A 20,298-nucleotide genomic window follows, 5' to 3' on the forward strand; every position below is an offset into this window, starting at 1 on the left:
GCGGCCAGATTATGGTCATCCGCGCTCGACAATAATCTAACCGTCACAAACCTGGTCCCAAGCCTGATGCACAACGGTAACTTGAATTCGCCGTGAGCGGATAAGGAACCGTTAAGTCTTTTGGACCTAATCTGAACGGGCATCTTTTTGAACCCGCTCATCAAGGAAGGAGAGTTCGATGAAAACCTCAATCACCGTCGCGATGCTGACTGCCGCGCTTTTAATGCCCGCAATCTCATACGCGAAGATCGATTCGAATGAAAGTACGACGCGCGCCGAAGTCAAGGCGCAAATTGTGCAAGCCGAGAAAGACGGCACGCTGCATCAATCGAAGGTGCACTATCCCGACTACAACGCAAGCGCGTCCATAGCTGCACGGCAATCGGCAAGTGACTACGGAACGATGCCGTTGAATTTTTCGCAGTCGGGATCGCCGGCGAAAGGCATGAGCGATAGCAAGCTATTCGAACATCATTGATGAAACAGCGTGCAGCCGAGTGGGGGATGTCTAACGTTTGATTGCCCAGTCTATTGCGGCATCGAACAATTGCTGGCCTGACTGCGAGAGGTTCGCGAAGGAGTCGTTGCTCATGAAGAACATCACGCGTCGGGCAGGCGCGAGCGTTTCGTAATCCATCGTCGCCCCCGTTTCGTAGGCAAAAATTGCGGCCTTGTCGGGCTGACCGTAGACGCTTGCGATAATGGATGCGCCGAGGCCCGGCTTGCCCCAACTCATCACCGCCTGCTTCCCGTACACATTGACAACACCTGCCGGCAAGCCCGCAGCAATAGGATGCGGCGCATTCACCAGCCACAGATAACGCTCTTTTTCGGTCTCGCCGAAATCGACATCATGGCGCTTGCCGCTCATCGCCAGATCGTCGAGCAGATCGTTTTCCCAAGTGACGAGCGGCACAGATAGCGTGCGCCACCCAGGCAGCACATCCTTCGACGACACTGTCGACGATACGACGATCAAACTTGCGCCGCGCGCGAGTTCAGGGTGGTAATCCTGATCGACGAGTTGAACCGAATAGCCTCGCGCGCCGAGATGCGCGGCAATGCGCTGATCGGTTGCAAGGTTGGGGCCGTTCACTTGTATGACCATCACGATACTTTTCTGCGTATCTTTGGCATTGGCGCGAGCGATGGAAGGTAAGAGCGCGGCAGTCGCCAGACCCAGAAGGGAAGAGAGCGCATGGCGTCGCGTGTGATCGATCGTGGCGGGTTGATTGCGTTTCATGGTGAACTCCTCGTAGCCGGGTTCAGAATTCGAGCGTGGAAAGGAGAGACACCTGCCGCGCATCGCCGACCGCTACGAAATAGCGATTAGCGCTGGACGGGTAATACGTCTTGTTGAAGAGGTTCTTCACATTCAACTGGAACGACACATTGTGTCCGCCCCATTTCGTGTTGTAGTTCGCGAACGCATCGGCGACGGTATAGGCGGGCAGGGTGAAGCTGTTCGCGGAATCGCCGGGCCGCTCGCCGACATAGTGCGCGCCCGCGCCCACGCGCAACTGATCGCCGCCGAAGATCGCGCCGAAGTCGTAGACGGCGGCGAGCGACGCCGTATGCTGCGCGACATTCCACAGCCGGTTGCCCGCATACAGCGGGTCTTCCGTCGTTTTCGCGTCGATGTACGCGTAGCTCGCAATGACGCTCCAGCGTTGGCCGATCTGCCCGGCGACATCGAGTTCGATGCCCCGCGAGCGCGCCTTGCCTGAAGTTCGCCAGTCGGTTTGCTTGGTCGTGTCGTTGTACTGCGACACCAGCACGTTCGATTTGTCGATGTTGAAAAATGCGAGCGTGCCGGTCACTCCCGCAGGCATCGCGACTTTCGCGCCGACTTCCCACGAGGTCGCTTCTTCCGGCAGCACCGACGAGTCGATCACAACGCCCGTGCTGAGCGGAGCGATGGTCGACGTCGGTTTGAGCGATTGCGTATAGCTGCCGTACAGCGAGACGGTATCGGTCCACTTGTAGACGACACCCGTGCGCGGTAGCCATTTGGTGCCGTTCAGATCGGTGTTCACCTGGAACGGGCGGCCGCGTCCCGCGACCTGGTTGTACGACAGGAACCGCGCACCGCCGACAAGTATCCACTTGTCGGTCAGATGCAGACTGTCCTGAAAGAACACGGATGCGTCATGCAACGTGTCGGTCTGGTCGCTGTCGCTGGCGGATACGGTGGCCGACGGGCTTTCGAGGCCGTAGACGGGGTGCAGATAGTTGAATGTGTACTTCGTCGCCTGCCGCAACAGGTCCTTGCGATAGATGCGCCGGTACTCGTCATCGACACCCACCTGCAGGTCGTTGCGTAGACCCGCTACGGTGAAATGTCCATCGATGTAGGCGATCGCGTAGCTGTCCGTGCTGAGCGCTCCGTGCGTCGCGTCGTTGCTGCGCGAGAGCACGCCTGTCGTGCTGTTGACGCCTTGCACGCGCAACTGCCCGGCGTCGTACGTTTCGCGGTTGTAGCTGTAGCCGAAATGCGCCTTCCAGTTCGCGTCGATCTGATGATCGATGGTCAGTTGCGCGAGATTCGATTCGCCGTCCATTTCGTTGAACGGCTCGTCGAGACGCTCGCGCGCGGGAATGGCCAGCGGCTTGTTGGTCTTTGGATCGAGCGCGGTGCCGCGATCGAACGGATAAAGAAACTTGCGATACTCATACGACAGTACGACCTGTGTATCGCGTCCATACCAGGCAAGCGAAGGCGCGACGAGGGTCTCGCGGTGTTCGCCAAAGTTGCGCCAGTATTGTTCGTTGACCTGGTCGACGACGAGACGGTACGCAAGGCCTGAATCGCCGATTGGTCCTGTCAGATCGAGCGTGCCGTCCGCGCCGTTGCGGCCGTGGCCGTAGGTCGAGCCGAGCGCCGAGATGGCGTGATAAGGCGTGAGCAACGGCTGCTTGCTCACCACGTCGACGACGCCGCCCGGGTCCATGATGCCGTAGAGCAGCGACGACGGTCCCTTGAGCACTTCGACGCTATCGGCTGCGGCGTTGAGGCCGCGGCCCTGCACGAGCGGCATGCCGTTGTGCATGATCGAGCCGTCGCGGTTGCCGCCGAAGCCGCGTTTGAGCAACGTGTCCTGAGTGCCCGCCAGCGTGTTGCCCTGGACGATGCCGCTGACGTTGGCGAGCGCGTCGTCGAGATTGCGCGGGCGCTGATCGCGCAACACTTGCGCGGGCACGATATTGATGGCTTGCGGCGTATCGATGACGGGAATGTCGGAGCGCGTAACATTCGCTTCGGGAGGCGGTCGGTAACTGCCGGGGCGGATGCCTGTCGCGGCGACCTTGACGGTGGGCAACACGGCGCTGTCGTCGAGTTCGACATTGCTCGCATCTTCGACCAGCGTGTAGCTTCCGTTGGTCTGCTGGATGGACGACAGCCCCGTGCCGCGCAACAAGCGCACGAGACCTTGCTGCGTATCGTATTCGCCATGCAGGCCCGCGCTATGACGATTCGCGGTGAGCGCGCTCGGATACGACAGCATGATTTGCGCTTGCTGGCCGTACTGGTTGAGTGCGCTTTCGAGCGGCCCAGCGGCGATGTCGAAAGACTTGCGCGGCGAGGTTTGGGCCGACTCCGTTGCATCGGCGGCGAAAACGGCGGGAGATGCAATGGTCGCGAAGATCGTTGCCGTCGCGATGCCGATGATGTGCCGTCCGGGAAACGCGCGACGACGTGATTCAAGTGCGGCGGTATTCGCGCAGGCTCTTGCAGAAAGTCCCATGTTTTACGAAGCTCGAGGAGGTAGATGATCTGGTGTTCTCATCTGCCTTGTCCCGCGAGAATCGAAAACAGCTCAATATCGATGAAAATTTTTTGCCGCGTAGTGATTGCCGCCCTAAGAACGCGCTGGCTTCACCGTTACCCAATAGCGCGTGATGTACTCCAGCTCGACGGGCAGCGTGCTCGCAAGCGTGTTGAGTACGCGATCCGTGTCCGATAGCGGATAGGTGCCCGACAGGCGGAAGTCCGCGATCGAAGGATCGCATCGCACGTAGCCGTCGCGATACCGCCCGAGTTCCGACAGGAAGTCGGCGAGACGCATGTTGCTCGCGACCAGCATGCCTTGTGTCCATGCGGCCGTATCGGTGCTTGTCGGCTCGATCGGCATGATCTGCGTGGCGGTGAAGCGCATGCTCTCGCCTGCACGCGCGACCTTGGACACGCCCGGCGCGCGGGCTGGTTCGGCCTTGACCGCACCTTCGAACACGTCGAGCCGCGTCGTCGAATCCTCCTGTCTGAGCGAGAAGCGCGTGCCGAGCGGTATCGAAACACCTTGTGCCGTCTGCGCGACGAACGGGCGCGGCGCGGGACCGTCGTCGTGTCCCGTGACGACCATGATTTCGCCGCGAATCAGAACGATGCGGCGCTCCGTGTCCGAGAAGCGGACATCGACGGCGCTCGCGGTATTGAGCATGAGCCGCGTGCCATCAGCGAGCGTCACGTTGCGCTGCTCGCCCGTGCTGGTGCGCAGATCCGCGCTCCAGCCGCGCCACGTAATCTGATCGCGCGCAAGCCAGGCCGTTCCGCCCGCAAAGAAGAGGACAACGAGCGCCTTGATGCCGGCGCGCCGTGCCGGCGAACGCGGACGCGTCAACGCGGCGCGCGCGGCATTCGCAGCCGGGCTTTCATTGACCATCTGAAGACGTTGACTCACGGACTGAATGTGCCGCCACGCGCGATCGTGATCGGCGTGTTCGGCTCGCCAGCATTCGAACGCGCGTCGTTGCGAGTCGGTGATGTCACCGGACTGCAGATCGAGCCACCATTCGACCGCGCGACGCGCGACATTCGGAGCGATGCCAGGAGGACTGCCGATATTCACGCGTCTATTCCAGTTTCATCGCGAAGAAGCATTGCGCTGCCGCTTTCAGCAGATAGCGCTTCACCGTCGCGAGGGAAATACGCAGCGTGGTCGCGATTTCCGTCTGCGTCGCGCCGTCGAGTTGCGCCATCAGGAATGCGCGCTTGACGGGTACGGGCAGACCGTCGAGCAACGCGTCGATCTCGCACAATGTTTCGAGCAGCACGGCACGTTCTTCGGGCGACGGCGCAAGCGGCTCCGGCACCAGCGCGAGCGCTTCGAGATAGGCGCGCTCGATCTGCTCACGTCGCCAGTGATTCGCCAGGACGCGCTGGGCGACCGTCGTGAGGAAGGCGCGCGGTTCGAGCAATTCAAGCGGTTCGTCGCGCGCGAGCAGGCGCATAAAAGTGTCGTGCGCAAGGTCGGCCGCCCGATGCGCGCATCCCAGCTTGCGGCGCAGCCACGTGTGAAGCCAGCCATGATGGGCGACGTAGAGGTTTTCGACCTCGAGACGCAACGAGAGATTGTCTGCCGGCATGCGCGGTCTTCCGGACGAGTCCAGTAAGCAAAATAAAACTACTAAATGAGAATTATTCGTATTGTCGCACAAGGGAATGCGGTCTTGCACGCGATCAAATTTCCCGTGCGAGCGTCGCCTGCCGACGGGAATGGCGCGTGGGCATACGTTCTGCGGCTGCGTTGAACGCCCGTCGCGCGCCGTTGCACGGGTCTGACGACCGTCCCCATGCAGGGCCATCGCCCATCTCGCTGATGCGTCCTGTCAAAATCACGGCTCGGCGTACCAGGCGCCTGCATCGCCCGTCAAATGCTTACTGGATGAGCATTGGCACGTTTCTTCAGTCGCGGATGCCGCCGATCGTAGTAACGTATCGAAAATTTTGTCTTTCGCCTGGCCAGTTGATTCTCGAGGCGCATATGTCCACCGACACCGACACCACCATGACTGATGAGCAGGTCGCAGCCATTGCAGACCGCATGACCGAAGAAGGCCGTCTGGTTTCCCCCGTCACGATCTGGGCGGAAGTTCGCAGCGGTTCGATCGTCGCCGTCGCCGCGGCGCTGCAACGCTGGCGCGAGACGCGCCAGCCGCAGGCACCGCAGGCGCCGGAGCCGCAAGCCCAGAAGGCGCTGCCTGGCGAACTGGCGGAAACCTTGATGGAGGCCGCGCGCCGCATCTGGTCCGCTTCTCAGGACGACGCGGGCCGGATGCTCAGCGAGGGTCTAGGCGCGGCGAGCCAGCAACTCGATGTCGTGCGCAAAGAGCGTGACGAGGCGCTTGCCGCCTATCAGAAGACGGGAGAAGAAGTGGAAACAGGGCGCGAGCGGCTGGACGGGTTGCGCAACGACCTGCATGCGTTGCAGGAATCCGCCGCGCAGGTTCGCTCGGAACTGGAGGCCGTGACCGCGCGCGCGGAAGCCGCCGAGGCGAACGTCCAGAACCTGAGCGAGCGCGCATCGGCGGGTGAAGCGAAGCTCACGGCGATCCAGAGCACGCTCGAGGATCAGCACAAGGCAAACGAATGGCTGGCCGCGACGGTTTCGAGTAAGAACGAGGAAATCGCGCGGCTTGGCCGCGAGCGCGACGACGCGCGCCGGCAGATCGCGACGCTGGATGAGGCTTGCCAGGCGAAGTCGGAAGAGGCGGAGCGCTGGTCTCAGGAGGCGGGCGCGGCAGTGTCGCGCGCCGAAGCAGCGACGGCGCAGGCGAACGAGAGCACGGCGCGCCTCGCATCGGTCGAGGCCGACTTGAGCGAGACCCGCAACGCACTCGCCGCGGAACGCGACGCCGCCCTGGAACATGCCGCGGACCTTTCCGAGCAGCGTGGCGTACTGGAGCGCGTCACACGAGAACTGGACGAATCGCGAGCGCAGATTGGCGCGCTGACCGAGGCGCACGCGCTGGGGGCAGTTGAACTGGCGCGCGCGACGCAGGACGCGTCTGCGGCGCTCGAACGAGCCGGCGCAGCCGAGCAGCGCGCAGCGCAGCTGGACCAGAGCTTGACGGTGGAACGCGAGGCAACGGCTGCGCAGCGCGACGAACTGCTGCGCATCACGCGCGAACTGGAAGAAACACGGACGCGGGCCGATACGCTGACCGAGGCGCAGACGGCCGCGAGCGCCGAACTGGCGCGGGTCTCGCAGGACGCCTTCGCCGCGAAGCAAAGGGCCGATGCCGCCGAGCAGCACGCGTCGCAACTCGAGCAGAGTCTGACAGTAGAGCGTGAGATAACGGCGGCGCACAGCGACGAGCTTCAGCATGTCAGGACCGAACTGGAAGAAGCGCGCGCGCAGATCAATGCGCTGAACGAGGCGCAGACGGCCGCGACGTCCGAGCTGGCGCGGGTCACGGAAGACGCATCGTCCGCAAAGCAACGCGCGGAGTCGGCCGAACAGCGCGCAGCGGAACTGGAGCAGAGCTTGGCGGTGGAGCGCGAGGCCACGGCGGCGCAAAGCGATGAACGGCAGCGTGTCACGCGCGAACTGGACGAAGCCCGTTCACGGATCGACGCGTTGACACAAGACTCGACCGCCGCGAAAGAAAGGGCAGAAACCGCCGAGCAACGCGTGATCGAACTGGAGCAGAACCTCGCGAGCGAGCGGGAAGCATCGGCGGCGCGGACGGGCGAATTGCAGCGCGTCACGCATGAACTCGAAGAAGCGCGAACACAGATCAACGCGCTCACCGAGGCGCAGACGGCGACAAGCGCCGAACTGGCGAACGCCAGGCAGGAAGCCGCTGCCGTGCAGCAGCGGGCCGAAGCCGCCGAACAGCGCGCCGTCCAGTTGGATGAGAGTCTTGCCGTCGCGCGCGAGGCAGCCGTGGCGCGCAACAGCGAAGCGTCCGCTCAGTTCGACGAATTGCAACGTGTCACGCGCGAACTCGAAGAGGCCCGCAGTCAGATCAACGCGCTGACCGAGGCGCAAACGGTAGCAGCCGCTGAACTGGCGCAGATCACGCAAGATGCATCCGCCGAGAAACGCCGTGCCGATGCCGCCGCGCAACTGTCGGCCCGTCTGGAACGCGACCTTGCTGCGGAACGCGAGGCAGCGACAGCGCGAACCGCTGAAGCGGCGGCGCAATCGAACGAGTTGCAACGCGTCACGCATGAACTCGAAGACGCGCGCAATCGGATCAACGCACTGACCGAGACGCAAACGGCGACAGCCGCAGAACTGGCGCAGGTGACGCAAGACGCATCCGCGGCGAAGAACCGCGCGGAAGCGGCCGAACAAACGCTCGCAGCGGAACGCGACGAAGCACGCAAACAGGTGGCCGCCTTGACGGATGCGCAGTCCATTGCAAGCGCCGAACTGTCGCGGCTCACGCAAGAAGTATCCGCCGCAAAAGAAAGAGCGGATGCAGCCGAGCAACGTGCAGCGCAACTGGAACAAAGCCTCGCAGCCGAGCAGGAAGCCGCCGCCACGCGAAACAGCGAAGCGTCGTCGCAACTCAACGAACTGCAACGCGTCACGCAAGCACTCGACGAAGCCCGCAAGCAGATCGGCACGCTCACCGACGCACAAACGTCAGCGAGCGCAGAACTGACGAGGCTCGCACAGGACGCATCGGCGGCGAAGGAAAGGGCGGACGCAGCCGAACGGCAGGCAGCGCAATCGGAGCAGAGCCTTTCGTCCGAGCGCGAGGCGGCCGCAGCGAAAAGCGACAACGCGTCGACGCAACTCGACGAGTTGCAGCGCGTCACGCGCGAACTCGACGAAGCCCGCGCACAGATCAGCGCGATGAGCGAGTCGCAGACGGCGGCCAGCGCCGAACTGGCGCGCGCGACGCAAGACGCGTTCGACGCGAAGGAGCGGGCGGATGCAGCGGAACAGCGCGCAGGCGAGCTGGCGCAAAGGCAGGCCGAGCGCCCGCACGAACAGGCGTCGACAAAGGCCGCGCAAGGCGGCGAACTGCCGGGCGGAACCGATGTCACGGAAGAACTCGCGTCCTTGCAACGCCAGATCGCCGCTCAGGCGAAGACTCACACGAAGGCCTACAACGAGCTTCGTGCGAACGCCGAGCAATGGGTGACGTACGCGAAGGACATCAAGCAGCGGCTCGACCAGGCGAACGAAAAAATCCTCTTCATCGACGCGCGCAGCACCGGCGAAGTCGCGCTCCTGCGCAGGCTCTCGTTCGAACTGGAGCGTCTCAAGCCCGACCACGAACTGGTGTTCAGGGAAGCGCAGAAGAAGCTGATCGGCGCGACGATGACCCAGCAACTCGCGCAGAAGGGCTACCAGTACGATCCGGCGACGGCTGCGATGTCGAAGCTTGAGGGCTGACGCGCACAACGCGCATTCAGCCCTCGATCAGTCGTTCGAGGACATCGACGTCGCCCATCTGTCCGCCCTTGAACATGACCTCGGTGCCGTCGAGCCAAGGCTCGTCGGCGTGCAGGCGGCACACGGTGACGCCCGCCGTCAGCGGTGCGCGATAGGACAGACCCCATGCGTCGAGCGCCTGGACCGCGTGGCTCGACGTGTCGCCGCCCGCAATGCCGATGCGCTGTGGCCTCGCTGCGCGCACCACGTCGCGCAGCAGTGCCGCGCACGCATGCGCGGTCCGCGCGGCATCCTCTTGCTGCGCGTAACGCGCCGATGCGTGCGGGCGACGCGTGAACGCGAGCACATTGCGTCCGTCGCGCAGCATGTCGACGATGGGCGCTGTTTTGAAACACAGCGTGTCGCTGTCGCATGCAAGCGGATCGGTCTCGATCTTCCAGTACGAGCGTGTGGCTGCCATCTGTTCGACCGTGACGGGTGACAGGCTGACCAGCAAGTGCAAACACGCGTTACTTCGCAAACAGCTGGCCGATGTCCTTGAACGCCTTGAACTCCAGCGCGTTGCCGCACGGATCGAACAGGAACATGGTCGCCTGTTCGCCGACCTGCCCTTGAAAGCGGATATACGGCTCGATCACGAACTTCGTGCCGAACGACCTCAACCGTGCTGCGAGCGCTTCCCATTGATCCCACGCAAGCACGACGCCGAAATGCGGCACGGGCACGTCATGACCGTCGACGGGATTGCTGTGTACGCTCTCTTGCGACGCCGTCTTCGGATGCTCGTGAATCACGAGTTGATGGCCGAAGAAATTGAAGTCGACCCATTGCGTGCTGGAGCGGCCTTCTTCGAGGCCGAACACGCGTCCGTAAAAGTCACGCGCGGCGGGAAGGTCGTAGACGGGAATGGCCAGATGAAAAGGGGAAAGGCTCACTGTTTTCTCCATGTGGGGCGCTCGCAGACCGCACATAGTACGCGGCGGAATTGAAAAATTAAATCAATATATAATTTCGTCAAACACAAATGAAATTTATCAATGATCCGTGAACTGAAAACGCTGATTACCGTTGCCCAGGAGGGTACGTTCGCTGCTGCCGGCAAGCGGATCGGTCTGACACAGGCTGCCGTCAGCGCGCAGATGCAACGGCTCGAAGCGGAAATGGGCGTTGCACTGTTCGACCGCGAAGGGCGAACGGCGCGTTTGAATGCGACTGGTCAGCAGATACTCGTGCAGGCGCAGGAAGTCGTCCGGCTCTACAACAATCTCAGTTCGACGGCGGCGGGCCCGGCGGCCACCGTGCGCGTGACGGTCGGTGCGATTGCGTCGGTGCAGCGCTCGCTGCTGCCGGATGCGTTGGCGCGGTTTCATGCGCAATGTCCGGGATGCACGACGCGTGTGATTCCCGGCGTGTCGATGGAACTCGTCAATCTCGTCGACGCCGGCGAGATCGATATCGCCGCGATCATTCGCCCGCCGTTTTCGTTCCAAAGCGATCTGCGCTGGACGACGCTCGCGCAGGAGCCGTTCAGGCTGATCGTGCCGCGTGGCGTGAAGGGAAAGGACTGGGCGGAACTGCTGGCGGATCAGCCGTTCATTCGCTACGACCGCGCGTCGTTCGGCGGCCGGCAAGTGGACCGTTTCCTGCGCCGCATGCACTTCACCGTGCGCGACGTGTGCGAGCTGGACGAACTGGAAGCCATCGTCAGACTGGTGGAAAACGGCGTCGGCGTGGCGCTCGTGCCGCAAACGGCGACGTATCGGCGCTGGCCCGCGAAGGTGCGCGCTGTCGATCTCGAGCATCACACGTTTCATCGCGACGTCGGCCTCGTGCATCGCGCGCCGCAGCATTTGAGCGAGCCTGTGAAGGTGTTGCTGCAACTGATCGAAGCGCAGGCGCGCAAGAAGCCCGCAACGGATGATCGTTGAACGCGCCGCGTACTCCACGCGGCGCGACGTTGAAGCAAGCTGCAATCAAGTCGACAGAATAGTCACCAGCGCAACCGCCGAGTCCCCCGCCAGTTGCCCCCCATTATTCTCGGCCAGCGCCACCTTCGCCCCAGGCCGTTGCCGAGCGCCCGCCGTGCCGCGCAATTGCTGCGTCAGCTCGACGATCTGCGCGACGCCCGTCGCGCCGACTGGATGACCGCGCGACAACAAGCCGCCGCTCGGATTCACTGAGATCCGCCCGCCGATATCCGTATCGCCGGAACGAATCAGCTTCGGCGCATCGCCGGGCGCGCACAGACCGAGGTTCTCGTAGTGAATGAGTTCGGCAGGCGCGGACGCGTCGTGCAATTCGACGACATGCACATCCGACGGACCGATGCCCGCCTGTTCATACGCGGCGTTCGCCGCGCGCACCGCGACCAGCTCGCCCGATCCATCCGCTTTCGCCGACACGATCGAACTCGCGCGTATGTACACCGGGCGAATGTCGCGCTTCGCCGCGAATTGTTCCGAGCAGATGAACACAGCCGCGCCGCCGTCGCCGATCGACGAGCACATGAAGAGCGTCAACGGATCGCTGACCGTCCGGCTGGCGAGCACTTCTTCGACACTCGTCTCGTTGCGGAACTGCGCATGCGGATTCAGCGACCCAGCGCGGCGGCTCTTCACGACGACGCGCGCGAAATCGCTCGCCTCCGCGCCCGTCTTCTCCATCCATTTGCGCGCCTTTGCCGCATAGAGATCCATGAAGAGCGAGCCCGTCCCCGTCGTCACGCCTTCGGGCAGCGGCTCTTCTAGATCGACGGCTTTAGCAAACGCGCCGAACGAGATCGCCTTGTCTTCGTGCGTGAGCTTTTCGACACCGACCACGAGCGCCGTTTCCGACTGTCCCGAAGCAACGGAAAGCCAAGCGAGATTCAACGCCGAGCTGCCCGACGCGCACGCATTCTCGACATTGAACATCGGCTTGCCGTCGAGCCCTGTATTACGCAGCGACGACTGCGCGCGAATCATTTCCTGACCCGTGACGACGCCTGCTGCCGCGTTGCCGAAGAAGATACGATCGACGTCGTTGACGCTGACGCGCGCATCCTTCAATGCGAGCGAGACCGATTCTTCAGCGAGCGACTTCAGATTCCGCTCCAGGAACTTGCCAAAGGACGTCATGCCGACGCCGCCAATTACAACCTTGCGCATTGCTGCCTCCAATAAAAGTACTTCAGAACCTACGACGACGAGCGAGTCTGCTTAACCTTCAGTAGCGCTCAATCGAGAACCTTCCCGCGCGTCTCCGGCATCCGCGCATAGACCACGAAGCCCACGGCGCACACGGTCGCGACATAGACCCACAGGTATTGCGACAGACCCGAATTCGACATGGCAGTGACGATGTACGGCAGCGTGCCACCGAACAGTGCTGCCGATACCGCATAGGGCAGCGCGACACCCGTTGCACGCACTCGCGCCGGGAACTGCTCGGCCATCACCGTCGCGCAGGTTGCGGCGAAGCCCGACGAAAGCAGCATGCCGATCGTGACGATTGCGGTGGCGCTCCAGAAGTCGTTGCTGAGGAAATGCAGCGCGGGCCATGCGAACAGCGCCGAGCCGCCTGCGAAAACGAGCAGCACGGGCTTGCGGCCGATACGGTCCGACAACCTGCCGATAAACGGAATCGCGATCAGCGAGACGACGATCGAGATCACGCTCGCGTTGAACGCGTCGTGCAGCGGCAAGCCGGTGCGCAGATGAGCGAGCGTCGGAAACAGCACGAGCCACAGATAGATGCAGAGGTTGCCCGCCATCGCGATGCCGATCACGCGCAGCGCCGCGCGAGGATGCTCGCGAACGATCTCGAGAAACGGATGACGCGTGCGTTGATGCGTCGCGGCACTCTTCCTGAACGCATCGGTTTCGGCGACGGCGAGCCGGACCCACAGCGCAACGAAGCCGAGCAGGCCGGCAATCGTGAAGGCAACGCGCCAGCCCCACTTCGCCATGCCCGCATGGTCGATCATCGACGTGAGGATCGCGCCGATCAACGCCGCCACCAACACGCCCGCGTTGACCGCGAAGTGCTGCCACGATCCTGCGAAGCCGCGCCGCGAAGGCGCAGACGATTCGATCAGGAATGTCGACGCCGAACCGAACTCGCCACCCGCCGCAAAGCCTTGAATCAGCCTCGCGAGCACGAGTATCAGCGGCGCCGCGATGCCGATCGATTCATAGCCAGGACATACGGCGATCACGAGCGAGCTGCCCGCCATCAACGCAACCGACAGCGCGAGACCGTTCTTGCGGCCGTGCCGGTCGGCATACGCGCCGAGCAGCGCGCCGCCGATAGGCCGCATCACGAAGCCGACCGCGAACACGGCAAACGCGGAGAGCAGTGACACGCGGTCGTTGTTCGCAGGAAAGAAGTGCCGTGAAAACAGTGCGGCGAAGGTCGCGTAAATGATCCAGTCGGTGAATTCGACGACCGTGCCGAGCGTCGCCGCAACGATGGCTTTTCTCTGCGCTCGCGTGAGCGGCGTAGCGGCTTCTTCGTGCGCAACGCCCGGAAGGATGGTGTCCATGCTGTCTCCGTGTCTCTTGTGGTGAGCGCGCGCTGGTTGCGCAACGCAGGTGAAAAGTGCTGGACGTATCGCTTGAAACGGGAAAATCAGCAGTCTGTCCGGCACATGGACGCATCGTAGGTTTCGCCAGATGCGCCGCTCAAACGACTTTTTCTGCGCTTTCGATTGATATTTTTTGCAACCAGGCCGCAGACGGCCGACGCGCGGGCGCGAGCGGTTTCGATTGAGCGAAAGTCAATCGAAGCCGCGAAAAAAGTTGTTTGAGCGTGGGGTGTGGCGCGCCCTAGCATGGGATGCACAGGCTTTTCATTCCATGGAGACACGTCATGAACGCATCACCTCACAACCCGGCCGCCGAGGTCGCCATCGTCACGGGCGGCGCGAAGGGTATCGGTTTCGGCATCGCGGCTGCGCTGGCTCGCAACGGCAGGCGCATCGCGCTGTTCGATCTCGACCGCGTGGCCCTCGATCACGCCGCCAGCACGCTGGCCGCAGCGGGCGCCGACGTGATCGCGCTGCCCGTCGATGTGACGAATAGCGCATCCGTCAACGAGGCGGTCGAAGCTGTCGTCGAACGCTTTGGCCAGATCGACGTGCTGGTGAACAACGCGGGCATCGTGCGCGACAAACGCATCACGAAGATGAGCGACGACGACTGGGACGCTGTGATAGGCGTGAACCTGAAGTCGCAGTTTCTGTGTTGCCGCGCCGTGCTCGCACACATGAGCGCCGCGCGCTATGGGCGCATCGTGAACATTTCGTCGCGCGCGTGGCTGGGCGGTGTCGGACAGTCGAACTATTCGGCCGCGAAGGGCGGCGTGGTGAGTCTCACGCGCAGTCTCGCGCTCGAATGGGCGAGCGCCGGCATCACGGTCAACGCGATTGCGCCGGGCATCGTCGATACGCCGCTGTTTCAGACCTTCGATGCGGACCTTCAGGAGCGGCTGAAGAAATCGGTGCCCGTGCAGCGCATCGGCACGCCCGACGACATCGCGCAGGCTGTCTTGTTCTTCGCGCAGCGCGAAGCGTCGTACATCACGGGGCAGACGCTCTATGTATGCGGCGGCCGTTCGCTGTCGTCGCCGAGCGTTTGAGGAGCACATCATGACGATTCACTACAGCGTGTCGGATCATGTGGCGACGGTGAGCCTGGACCGTCCCGAAGCGCTCAACGCGCTCGACCTCGATAGTCTCAAGGATCTACGCGTGGCACTCGCCGAAGCGCGTGACGACGATGACGTGCGCGTGATCGTGCTCACCGGCGCGGGGCGCAAATCGTTCTGCGTCGGCGCGGACCTGAAAAATACGCTGCCGCCTTCGACGAGTTTCAGTTCGTCGTTCGTGCGTTCTATCGACCGCGCTGCTGCCGAAGGCATCTATGTGCGGCTGATGGATCTCAGCTCGCTGCGCCTCTTCAAGCCGGTTATCGGCGCGATCAACGGTTATTGCCTCGGCGGCGGACTCGAACTCGCGCTGCAATGCGACTTGCGGATCGCATCGACGGACGCCGTGTTCGGCTTGCCGGAAGCCGTCGTCGCGAGCATTCCCGCCGTGTGCGGCATTCAGGCGCTGCAAAAGGCCGTGCCGTCCGCGATCGCGATGAAGATGCTGCTGACGGGCTGCAAGATCGACGCGGCGTACGCGGAGCAGATCGGCCTGATATCTGATGTCGTCGCGCCCGAAGCGCTGATGGACAAGGCGCGCCAACTCGCGCGCGTGATCGCGTCGAATGGTCCGCTTGCCGTGCAGATGATCAAGAAGGTTGCGGAAACGAGCAGCAATGTACCGCTTGCGCAGGCGCTCGAATTTACCGAGCTGGCGTGGGGCGCGATGCGCGATTCGGAAGACCGCATGGAAGGGCGCAAGGCGTTCGCCGAAAAGCGCAAGCCGCAGTTCAAGGGCCGCTAGACGCGTCAGATGCGCTAGGCGGCGGGCGCTTCGCCAATCGACAGAAGCCAGTTGCGGAACGCGACGAACTCGGCGTTCGACAGATGCTCGCGCGGATAGATCAGGTAGTACGTGAACGCGCCCAGATCGAGCACGAACGAAAAGGGCATCACGAGCGTACCGTCGCGGAGTTGGTCTGCGACGAGCACGCGCTGCGCCATCGCAATGCCGACGCCTTGCGTCGCCGCGAAGTACGCGAGGATCGAGCTTTCGTAGCGGAGGCCGCTTAACGGATTGACGCCACGCACGCCCGCCGCGTCGAGCCATTTGGCCCAGTCTTCGCGGCGCGCCAGCGAATGCAGAAGCGGCACGTTGCGCAGTGCTTCGGGCGTCGCGTCGGTGAGATCGGGATGCGCGCGCAGGAACTCGGGGCTGCACACGGGCACCAGTTCGTTCGGCACGAGCCGGTCGAAACCGACGTCCGACGATGGCGCATGCGAGAGGCGGATCGCCGCGTCGACGTCTTCGGTGTTGAAGTCGACGGGCTGCAACGAGGTGGTGAGACTGACCTCGATATCGGGATGCTCGCGATGAAACGTCGACAGACGAGGCAGCAGCCAGTTCATCGAGAACGTCGTGTAGCCCCGAATCTTCAGCGTGCGGCGGCGGCGCGCTTCCGTGAGATTGATCGTCGCGGTGCGCAGCGTTTCGAAGCCGCGCACGATGTCGGAGAGGTAGCGCTCTCCCATCGGCGTCAGTGCGATCGCGCGATGACCGCGCTCGAACAGCAGCACGCCGAGCTGGTCTTCGAGCAGCTTGATCTGCCGGCTGACGGCAGCGGGCGTGACGTTGAGCTCGTTCGCGGCGAGCTGCACGCTCAGCAGGCGGCCGCAGACCTCGAAGGCGCGCAGCGCGTTGAGTGACGGAAGGGTTCGCATCGAAAAATGGTAGCACGCGCTTTGCAAGCTGCATGCCGGGATTGCTACGTAGAAGCGCGTTTGCGTTGGCGTCAGCAAAACTCAATCGAGTGTGCAGCAAATGTCGTTTGAGTGCGCCTGTTGCGCGCCGTATCGTTGATTCAAAGGCAATCTGTGAGACTGAAGGAGACAACCATGCTGGACGGTGTGCGAATTCTGGCCTGGGGCTCGCGCCAGGCACTGAGGCTCGGCGCAACGCTGCTCGAACGCGCCGGCGCGCAAGTTACGTTTGCGCACGCGCAGCCAACGGGCGGCTTCGCGTATGACGTGATCGTCGTTTCATCGGACGTGAGCACGGCGAGCGAACGAAACGCGATCGCGGAGCTGAAGGCGGCGGGCAAGCATATCGTCTGCGATATCACTGCGACGGGACCGCAAGGCGCGCGCGCGGGCATGCGTGCCTCCGATGCGCAGATCCAGGCGATCAGCGGCCTGATGGACACGACGGGCTTTGCGCATGGCGAGCCGGTGCGCATCGGCGTGCCGTTCACGGAGATATCGGCGGCGCTGTATGCGTGCGCGTCGATTGCGGCGGCCGTACGCGTGAAGCGTTTGCACGGAATCGCGCAGACTATCGACGTGACCTTGTTCGGCTGCGCGGCGAGCGCGCTCACGACGTTTCTGCCTGCTGCGTTTGCGCAACGGACGGCTGGCCGCGTCGGCAATCGTCATCCTGCTTGCGCGCCGTGGAATGCGTATCGGACGCTCGACGGCTGGATACTGATTTGCACCAGCACAGAAGAACAGTGGCGCAAGATCAAGAGCGTGGCCCGCGTGCCGCAACTCGACGACTCGCGCTTCGACACGTTGCGAGCGCGCGTGTCGAATGTCGATGAACTCGATGCGCTGATCGAAACGTGGACGTCCACGCTGACGACGGATGAATGCTCACATCTGTGCGAACAGATCGGCGTGGCGGCTGGCCCGATCGTGTCCGTCGCGGGACTGTCGAGTGAACCGAACTTTCGCATGCGCCACGCGGATGCGGCGGCGCAGATCGACGCGTGCGGTATCGACGCTGAGACGTATCGGCAGATGTCGATCTTCAGCCTGTCGCGTCTGACTGATGACGCATCTTTAGAGCAGCGTGCAGGCGTTGAAAGCACAGTGCGCTCCTGCGATGCCGGGCCGCTCGCCGGCATCAAGGTCGTCGAGATCGGCCAGTACACGACGGCGCCGCTGGTCGGCAAGCATCTCGCGGCGCTTGGCGCTGAGGTCGTGAAGATCGAGCCGCCGGATGGCGAGGTCGCGCGCGCGTGGACGCCGGGGCAGGCGGGCACGAGCTACTTCTTCGCGCTCAACAATACGGACAAGCAGACCTTGGCGCTCGATCTGAAGCAGCAGGCCGACCGCGCGCATCTGCGTACGCTGCTCGCCGATGCCGATGTGCTCGTCGAAAACCTGCGGCCGGGTGCGCTCGCAAAGCTCGGCTTCGGGCGCGAGGCGCTTGGCGAGATCAACCCGCGTCTGATCTATTGCTCGATCTCGGGCTTCGGCATCGCGTCTGCATACCCAGCGCGGCCCGCGTTCGACACGGTCATTCAGGCGATGGGCGGCCTCATGGACCTGACACGCGGCAACGGCCAGCCGGTGAAACTCGGCGCGTCGGGCGCGGACATTCTGGGCGGGCAGGCGGCGCTGCTGGCAATCCTTGCGCTTCTCGCCGATCCTGCGCGGCAGGCCGGGACCTTCGTCGAAATATCGATGCAGGACGTGGCTGCGTGGTGCGCGCTGTTCGCGTCGGGCAATCCCGAACGGGAGGGGATCGCGGTCGCGTGTATCGACGGTCATGTGTGGCTCGAAAGCGATGAGCGTTTCGATGTGGCTGCGCTCGCGGCAAGCGCCAGGCGCGAACGGTGCGGCGCGCTTTCGCGGGCGTCGGCAGTTGCCGCGCTTGCGAATGCGGGCGTGAGTGCGGTGCCCGTGGCGCGCGTCGATGAGTTGATCGAAGACGGCGATTTTCTCGCGGACGTGCTGAGCGTCGCGCGCGACGCGAGTGGCGCGTTCTGGCCGATTCTGAAGGTGCCGTACCGCTTGTCGCGCACGCCTGCACGCGTTCGCGCGGTGCCGGGCGCGCCCGCGCGATATGCCGAAGAGACTTCGCGAGGGTCGCCGTTGAGATGGGGAATGGTCGAGGCGGGTTGAGCGCTTGCTAAAGCGTCGGTGTAGGTCGTCCTCTGTCGGGCCGGCCCAACCACGCCGAGCCATCGCCCGAGACGTCCAGGCGTTAGTCCGTTGCACAGCAGATTGAGCACCGCGAAGCGGGTCGCCATCGTCGCCGCGAAGTGGCGCGTTTAGAGCGACAGCGCCGATTCGCGCGCGACGCACAACGCAAGCGTGAGCGTCACAGGACCACGGACGCCGCCCCACGATCACAAGTTGATGCGCGCGGGGCAATGGCTTGCAGATGCCGATGCGGGTCAGCAGCGGAACGCATATCGTCAGGATGCCGAACCGGCTCGCGACCGCGGCGGCGAGAGCAAGACGCGCGTTGACGTACATCAACAGGCGCGTCCATGCGTTTGCGCATCGTCAACGTCTTACCCGCCGCCATCGAGCGCGAGACGCATCGCACCGAACTTCCGCCGGTATTGCGCCGGCGTCAGGCACACACTGCGACGGAACAGCCTGTTGAAGAAGCTCGCATCTTCGTAGCCGACTTCATTGGCGATCGCTTCGATTGGCTGCTGGTTGGATTCGAGCATCTGCTTGGCCTCTTCGAGCCGCAGCGTATGCACGTAGACCAGCGGCGACATGCCCGTCGCCTGCTGGAAGCGCCGCTTGAACGAGCGCTCGGGCAGGCCGCTCAGTTGCACCATCGCGGCGACGGGGGAAGCCTCGGCGTAGTGCCCGGCGATCCACGCCTGGCAGCGCGCGATCACGGCGTCCTCGACCTGCCGCGTGCGCGCGAGCCGCGCGAACGGCTGCTGACCCACATCGTTCCAGACGACCAGGTTGATGCGCGCCGTCTGCATCGCGATTTCCACGCCCGCGAGCCGTGCGATCAGATACAGCGCGAGGTCCAGCCATGAAGTTCCGCCACCCGCCATGATGAGCCGCTGGCCGTCGCCCGACGCGACGAGCGCCCGATGCCTGCGCACCTTGACGGCCGGGTAGCGGCGCGTCATCAGGTCGCAAAAGGCCCAGTGCGTGGTCGCTTCATGACCGTCGAGCAGCCCGGCTTCGGCCAGCAGGATCGCGCCAGAGCAGGCCGTCGCGAGAATCTTGCCGTCGGCGTAGCAGCTTCGCAGGCAATCGATCTCTTGCGCGAAGCGCCCTTCGAGCGCTTCGCCCGGCGCCACCATCAGCTCGGGCACGCAAACCACGTCGGCGTGCGCGCAGGCATCGAGCGTCGCGTCGGGCGTGATGCGCACATTGTTCGCGGCGACCAGCGAAGCGCCGTGCCGCGACACGACCTGAGGCGCGAACGGCGCAACGCCCGGCGCGCCTTCGACGATCAGGCTCCAGTCCCTTCCCGCCGACATGAACATGTCGTACATCCCGTACACCACGGAAGCCGAGGTTTCGGGCATCGCCAGGATGGCGATGCGCACGGACGTGCGGGTCTTCTCTTTCATGGCCGATTCGTCCCGTTCGTGGCCGATAACGCTTTAGTCGGAAGCGCGCGTTCGCAGTATCGTGACGGCGTCGTAGATGTAATTTAAGTGTAAGGATCGCATTTATGCCAGACCGGCGACGGCTGGCTTATCTCGCTTGTCGGGTTTGTCACGCTTGTCGCGCTTGTCTCGCCGCGTCGATGGATGGGCGCGATCGTTCG

Annotated in this window: 16 protein-coding genes; 6 read left to right on the forward strand and 10 right to left on the reverse strand. The window is 63.5% G+C overall.

The genetic code is table 11. The features are described from left to right. The first annotated feature begins 178 nt into the window (after positions 1–178). Entirely contained in the window at positions 179–478 is a 300-nt protein-coding gene (locus tag SB822_RS05540; RefSeq protein ID WP_007583061.1) for a DUF4148 domain-containing protein, read from the forward strand. A 30-nt stretch (positions 479–508) separates the two neighbouring features. Here SB822_RS05540 and SB822_RS05545 read toward each other — a convergent pair whose 3' ends face one another. The 4 genes from SB822_RS05545 to SB822_RS05560 all read right to left on the reverse strand — a co-directional run bounded on the left by SB822_RS05545 (position 509) and on the right by SB822_RS05560 (position 5,364). Continuing rightward, positions 509–1,243: a hypothetical protein gene (locus SB822_RS05545; RefSeq protein WP_410854236.1), complete on the reverse strand. Its 735-nt coding sequence runs from the start codon at positions 1,241–1,243 to the stop codon at positions 509–511. Between the two features lie 22 nt (positions 1,244–1,265). Beyond that, entirely contained in the window at positions 1,266–3,746 is a 2,481-nt protein-coding gene (locus tag SB822_RS05550) for a TonB-dependent siderophore receptor (RefSeq protein ID WP_410854237.1), read from the reverse strand. A 114-nt stretch (positions 3,747–3,860) separates the two neighbouring features. Then, on the reverse strand, positions 3,861–4,847 hold the full coding sequence (locus SB822_RS05555) for a FecR domain-containing protein (RefSeq protein ID WP_410854238.1): 987 nt from the start codon (positions 4,845–4,847) through the stop codon (positions 3,861–3,863). A gap of 4 nt (positions 4,848–4,851) precedes the next feature. Then, the gene (locus SB822_RS05560; protein WP_007737640.1) at positions 4,852–5,364 is read right to left on the reverse strand and encodes a sigma-70 family RNA polymerase sigma factor; all 513 of its coding nucleotides are present in this window, start codon (positions 5,362–5,364) and stop codon (positions 4,852–4,854) included. A gap of 398 nt (positions 5,365–5,762) precedes the next feature. Between SB822_RS05560 and SB822_RS05565 the strand changes: the two genes are divergently transcribed. Further along, positions 5,763–9,134, forward strand: a complete 3,372-nt coding sequence (locus SB822_RS05565; RefSeq protein ID WP_410854239.1) for a DNA-binding protein — start codon at positions 5,763–5,765, stop codon at positions 9,132–9,134. Between the two features lie 16 nt (positions 9,135–9,150). Here the strand turns inward: SB822_RS05565 and SB822_RS05570 are convergent, their stop codons facing one another. Both SB822_RS05570 and SB822_RS05575 read right to left on the reverse strand, forming a co-directional pair. Beyond that, entirely contained in the window at positions 9,151–9,630 is a 480-nt protein-coding gene (locus SB822_RS05570) for a nucleotide-binding domain containing protein (RefSeq protein ID WP_410854240.1), read from the reverse strand. A gap of 13 nt (positions 9,631–9,643) precedes the next feature. Next, positions 9,644–10,069, reverse strand: coding sequence for a VOC family protein (locus SB822_RS05575; protein ID WP_035538285.1), 426 nt, complete (start codon positions 10,067–10,069; stop codon positions 9,644–9,646). 102 nt (positions 10,070–10,171) lie between these two features. Between SB822_RS05575 and SB822_RS05580 the strand changes: the two genes are divergently transcribed. Then, positions 10,172–11,062 (forward strand): LysR family transcriptional regulator, encoded by an 891-nt coding sequence (locus SB822_RS05580; protein ID WP_007583077.1) that lies wholly within the window; start codon positions 10,172–10,174, stop codon positions 11,060–11,062. Between the two features lie 45 nt (positions 11,063–11,107). Here the strand turns inward: SB822_RS05580 and SB822_RS05585 are convergent, their stop codons facing one another. Together SB822_RS05585 and SB822_RS05590 are read right to left on the reverse strand one after the other, a co-directional pair. Next, on the reverse strand, positions 11,108–12,280 hold the full coding sequence (locus SB822_RS05585; protein ID WP_410854241.1) for a thiolase family protein: 1,173 nt from the start codon (positions 12,278–12,280) through the stop codon (positions 11,108–11,110). A gap of 68 nt (positions 12,281–12,348) precedes the next feature. Next, positions 12,349–13,656: an MFS transporter gene (locus SB822_RS05590; RefSeq protein ID WP_410854242.1), complete on the reverse strand. Its 1,308-nt coding sequence runs from the start codon at positions 13,654–13,656 to the stop codon at positions 12,349–12,351. Positions 13,657–13,982: 326 nt separating this feature from the next. Between SB822_RS05590 and SB822_RS05595 the strand changes: the two genes are divergently transcribed. Together SB822_RS05595 and SB822_RS05600 are read left to right on the forward strand one after the other, a co-directional pair. Further along, positions 13,983–14,750 carry an SDR family oxidoreductase gene (locus SB822_RS05595; RefSeq protein WP_410854243.1) on the forward strand — a complete coding sequence of 256 codons (768 nt, stop codon included), beginning with the start codon at positions 13,983–13,985 and terminating at the stop codon, positions 14,748–14,750. A 10-nt stretch (positions 14,751–14,760) separates the two neighbouring features. Beyond that, a complete protein-coding gene (locus SB822_RS05600) occupies positions 14,761–15,564 on the forward strand; it encodes an enoyl-CoA hydratase/isomerase family protein (RefSeq protein ID WP_410854244.1) in 804 nt (267 codons plus the stop codon). 14 nt (positions 15,565–15,578) lie between these two features. On the opposite strand, the gene SB822_RS05605 is transcribed toward SB822_RS05600, so the two are convergent. Next, positions 15,579–16,481: a LysR substrate-binding domain-containing protein gene (locus SB822_RS05605; protein WP_410854245.1), complete on the reverse strand. Its 903-nt coding sequence runs from the start codon at positions 16,479–16,481 to the stop codon at positions 15,579–15,581. A gap of 174 nt (positions 16,482–16,655) precedes the next feature. On the opposite strand from SB822_RS05605, the gene SB822_RS05610 reads away from it, so the two are divergent. After that, complete coding sequence (locus SB822_RS05610; RefSeq protein WP_410854246.1) at positions 16,656–18,665, forward strand: CoA transferase; 2,010 nt, start codon at positions 16,656–16,658, stop codon at positions 18,663–18,665. 395 nt (positions 18,666–19,060) lie between these two features. On the opposite strand, the gene SB822_RS05615 is transcribed toward SB822_RS05610, so the two are convergent. Then, entirely contained in the window at positions 19,061–20,098 is a 1,038-nt protein-coding gene (locus SB822_RS05615) for a GlxA family transcriptional regulator (RefSeq protein ID WP_410854247.1), read from the reverse strand. Between the last annotated feature and the right edge of the window lie 200 nt (positions 20,099–20,298).

The sequence above is a fragment of the Paraburkholderia sp. SIMBA_054 genome, assembly GCF_046534875.1.
In the GTDB taxonomy this organism is placed as follows: Bacteria; Pseudomonadota; Gammaproteobacteria; order Burkholderiales; family Burkholderiaceae; genus Paraburkholderia; species Paraburkholderia hospita.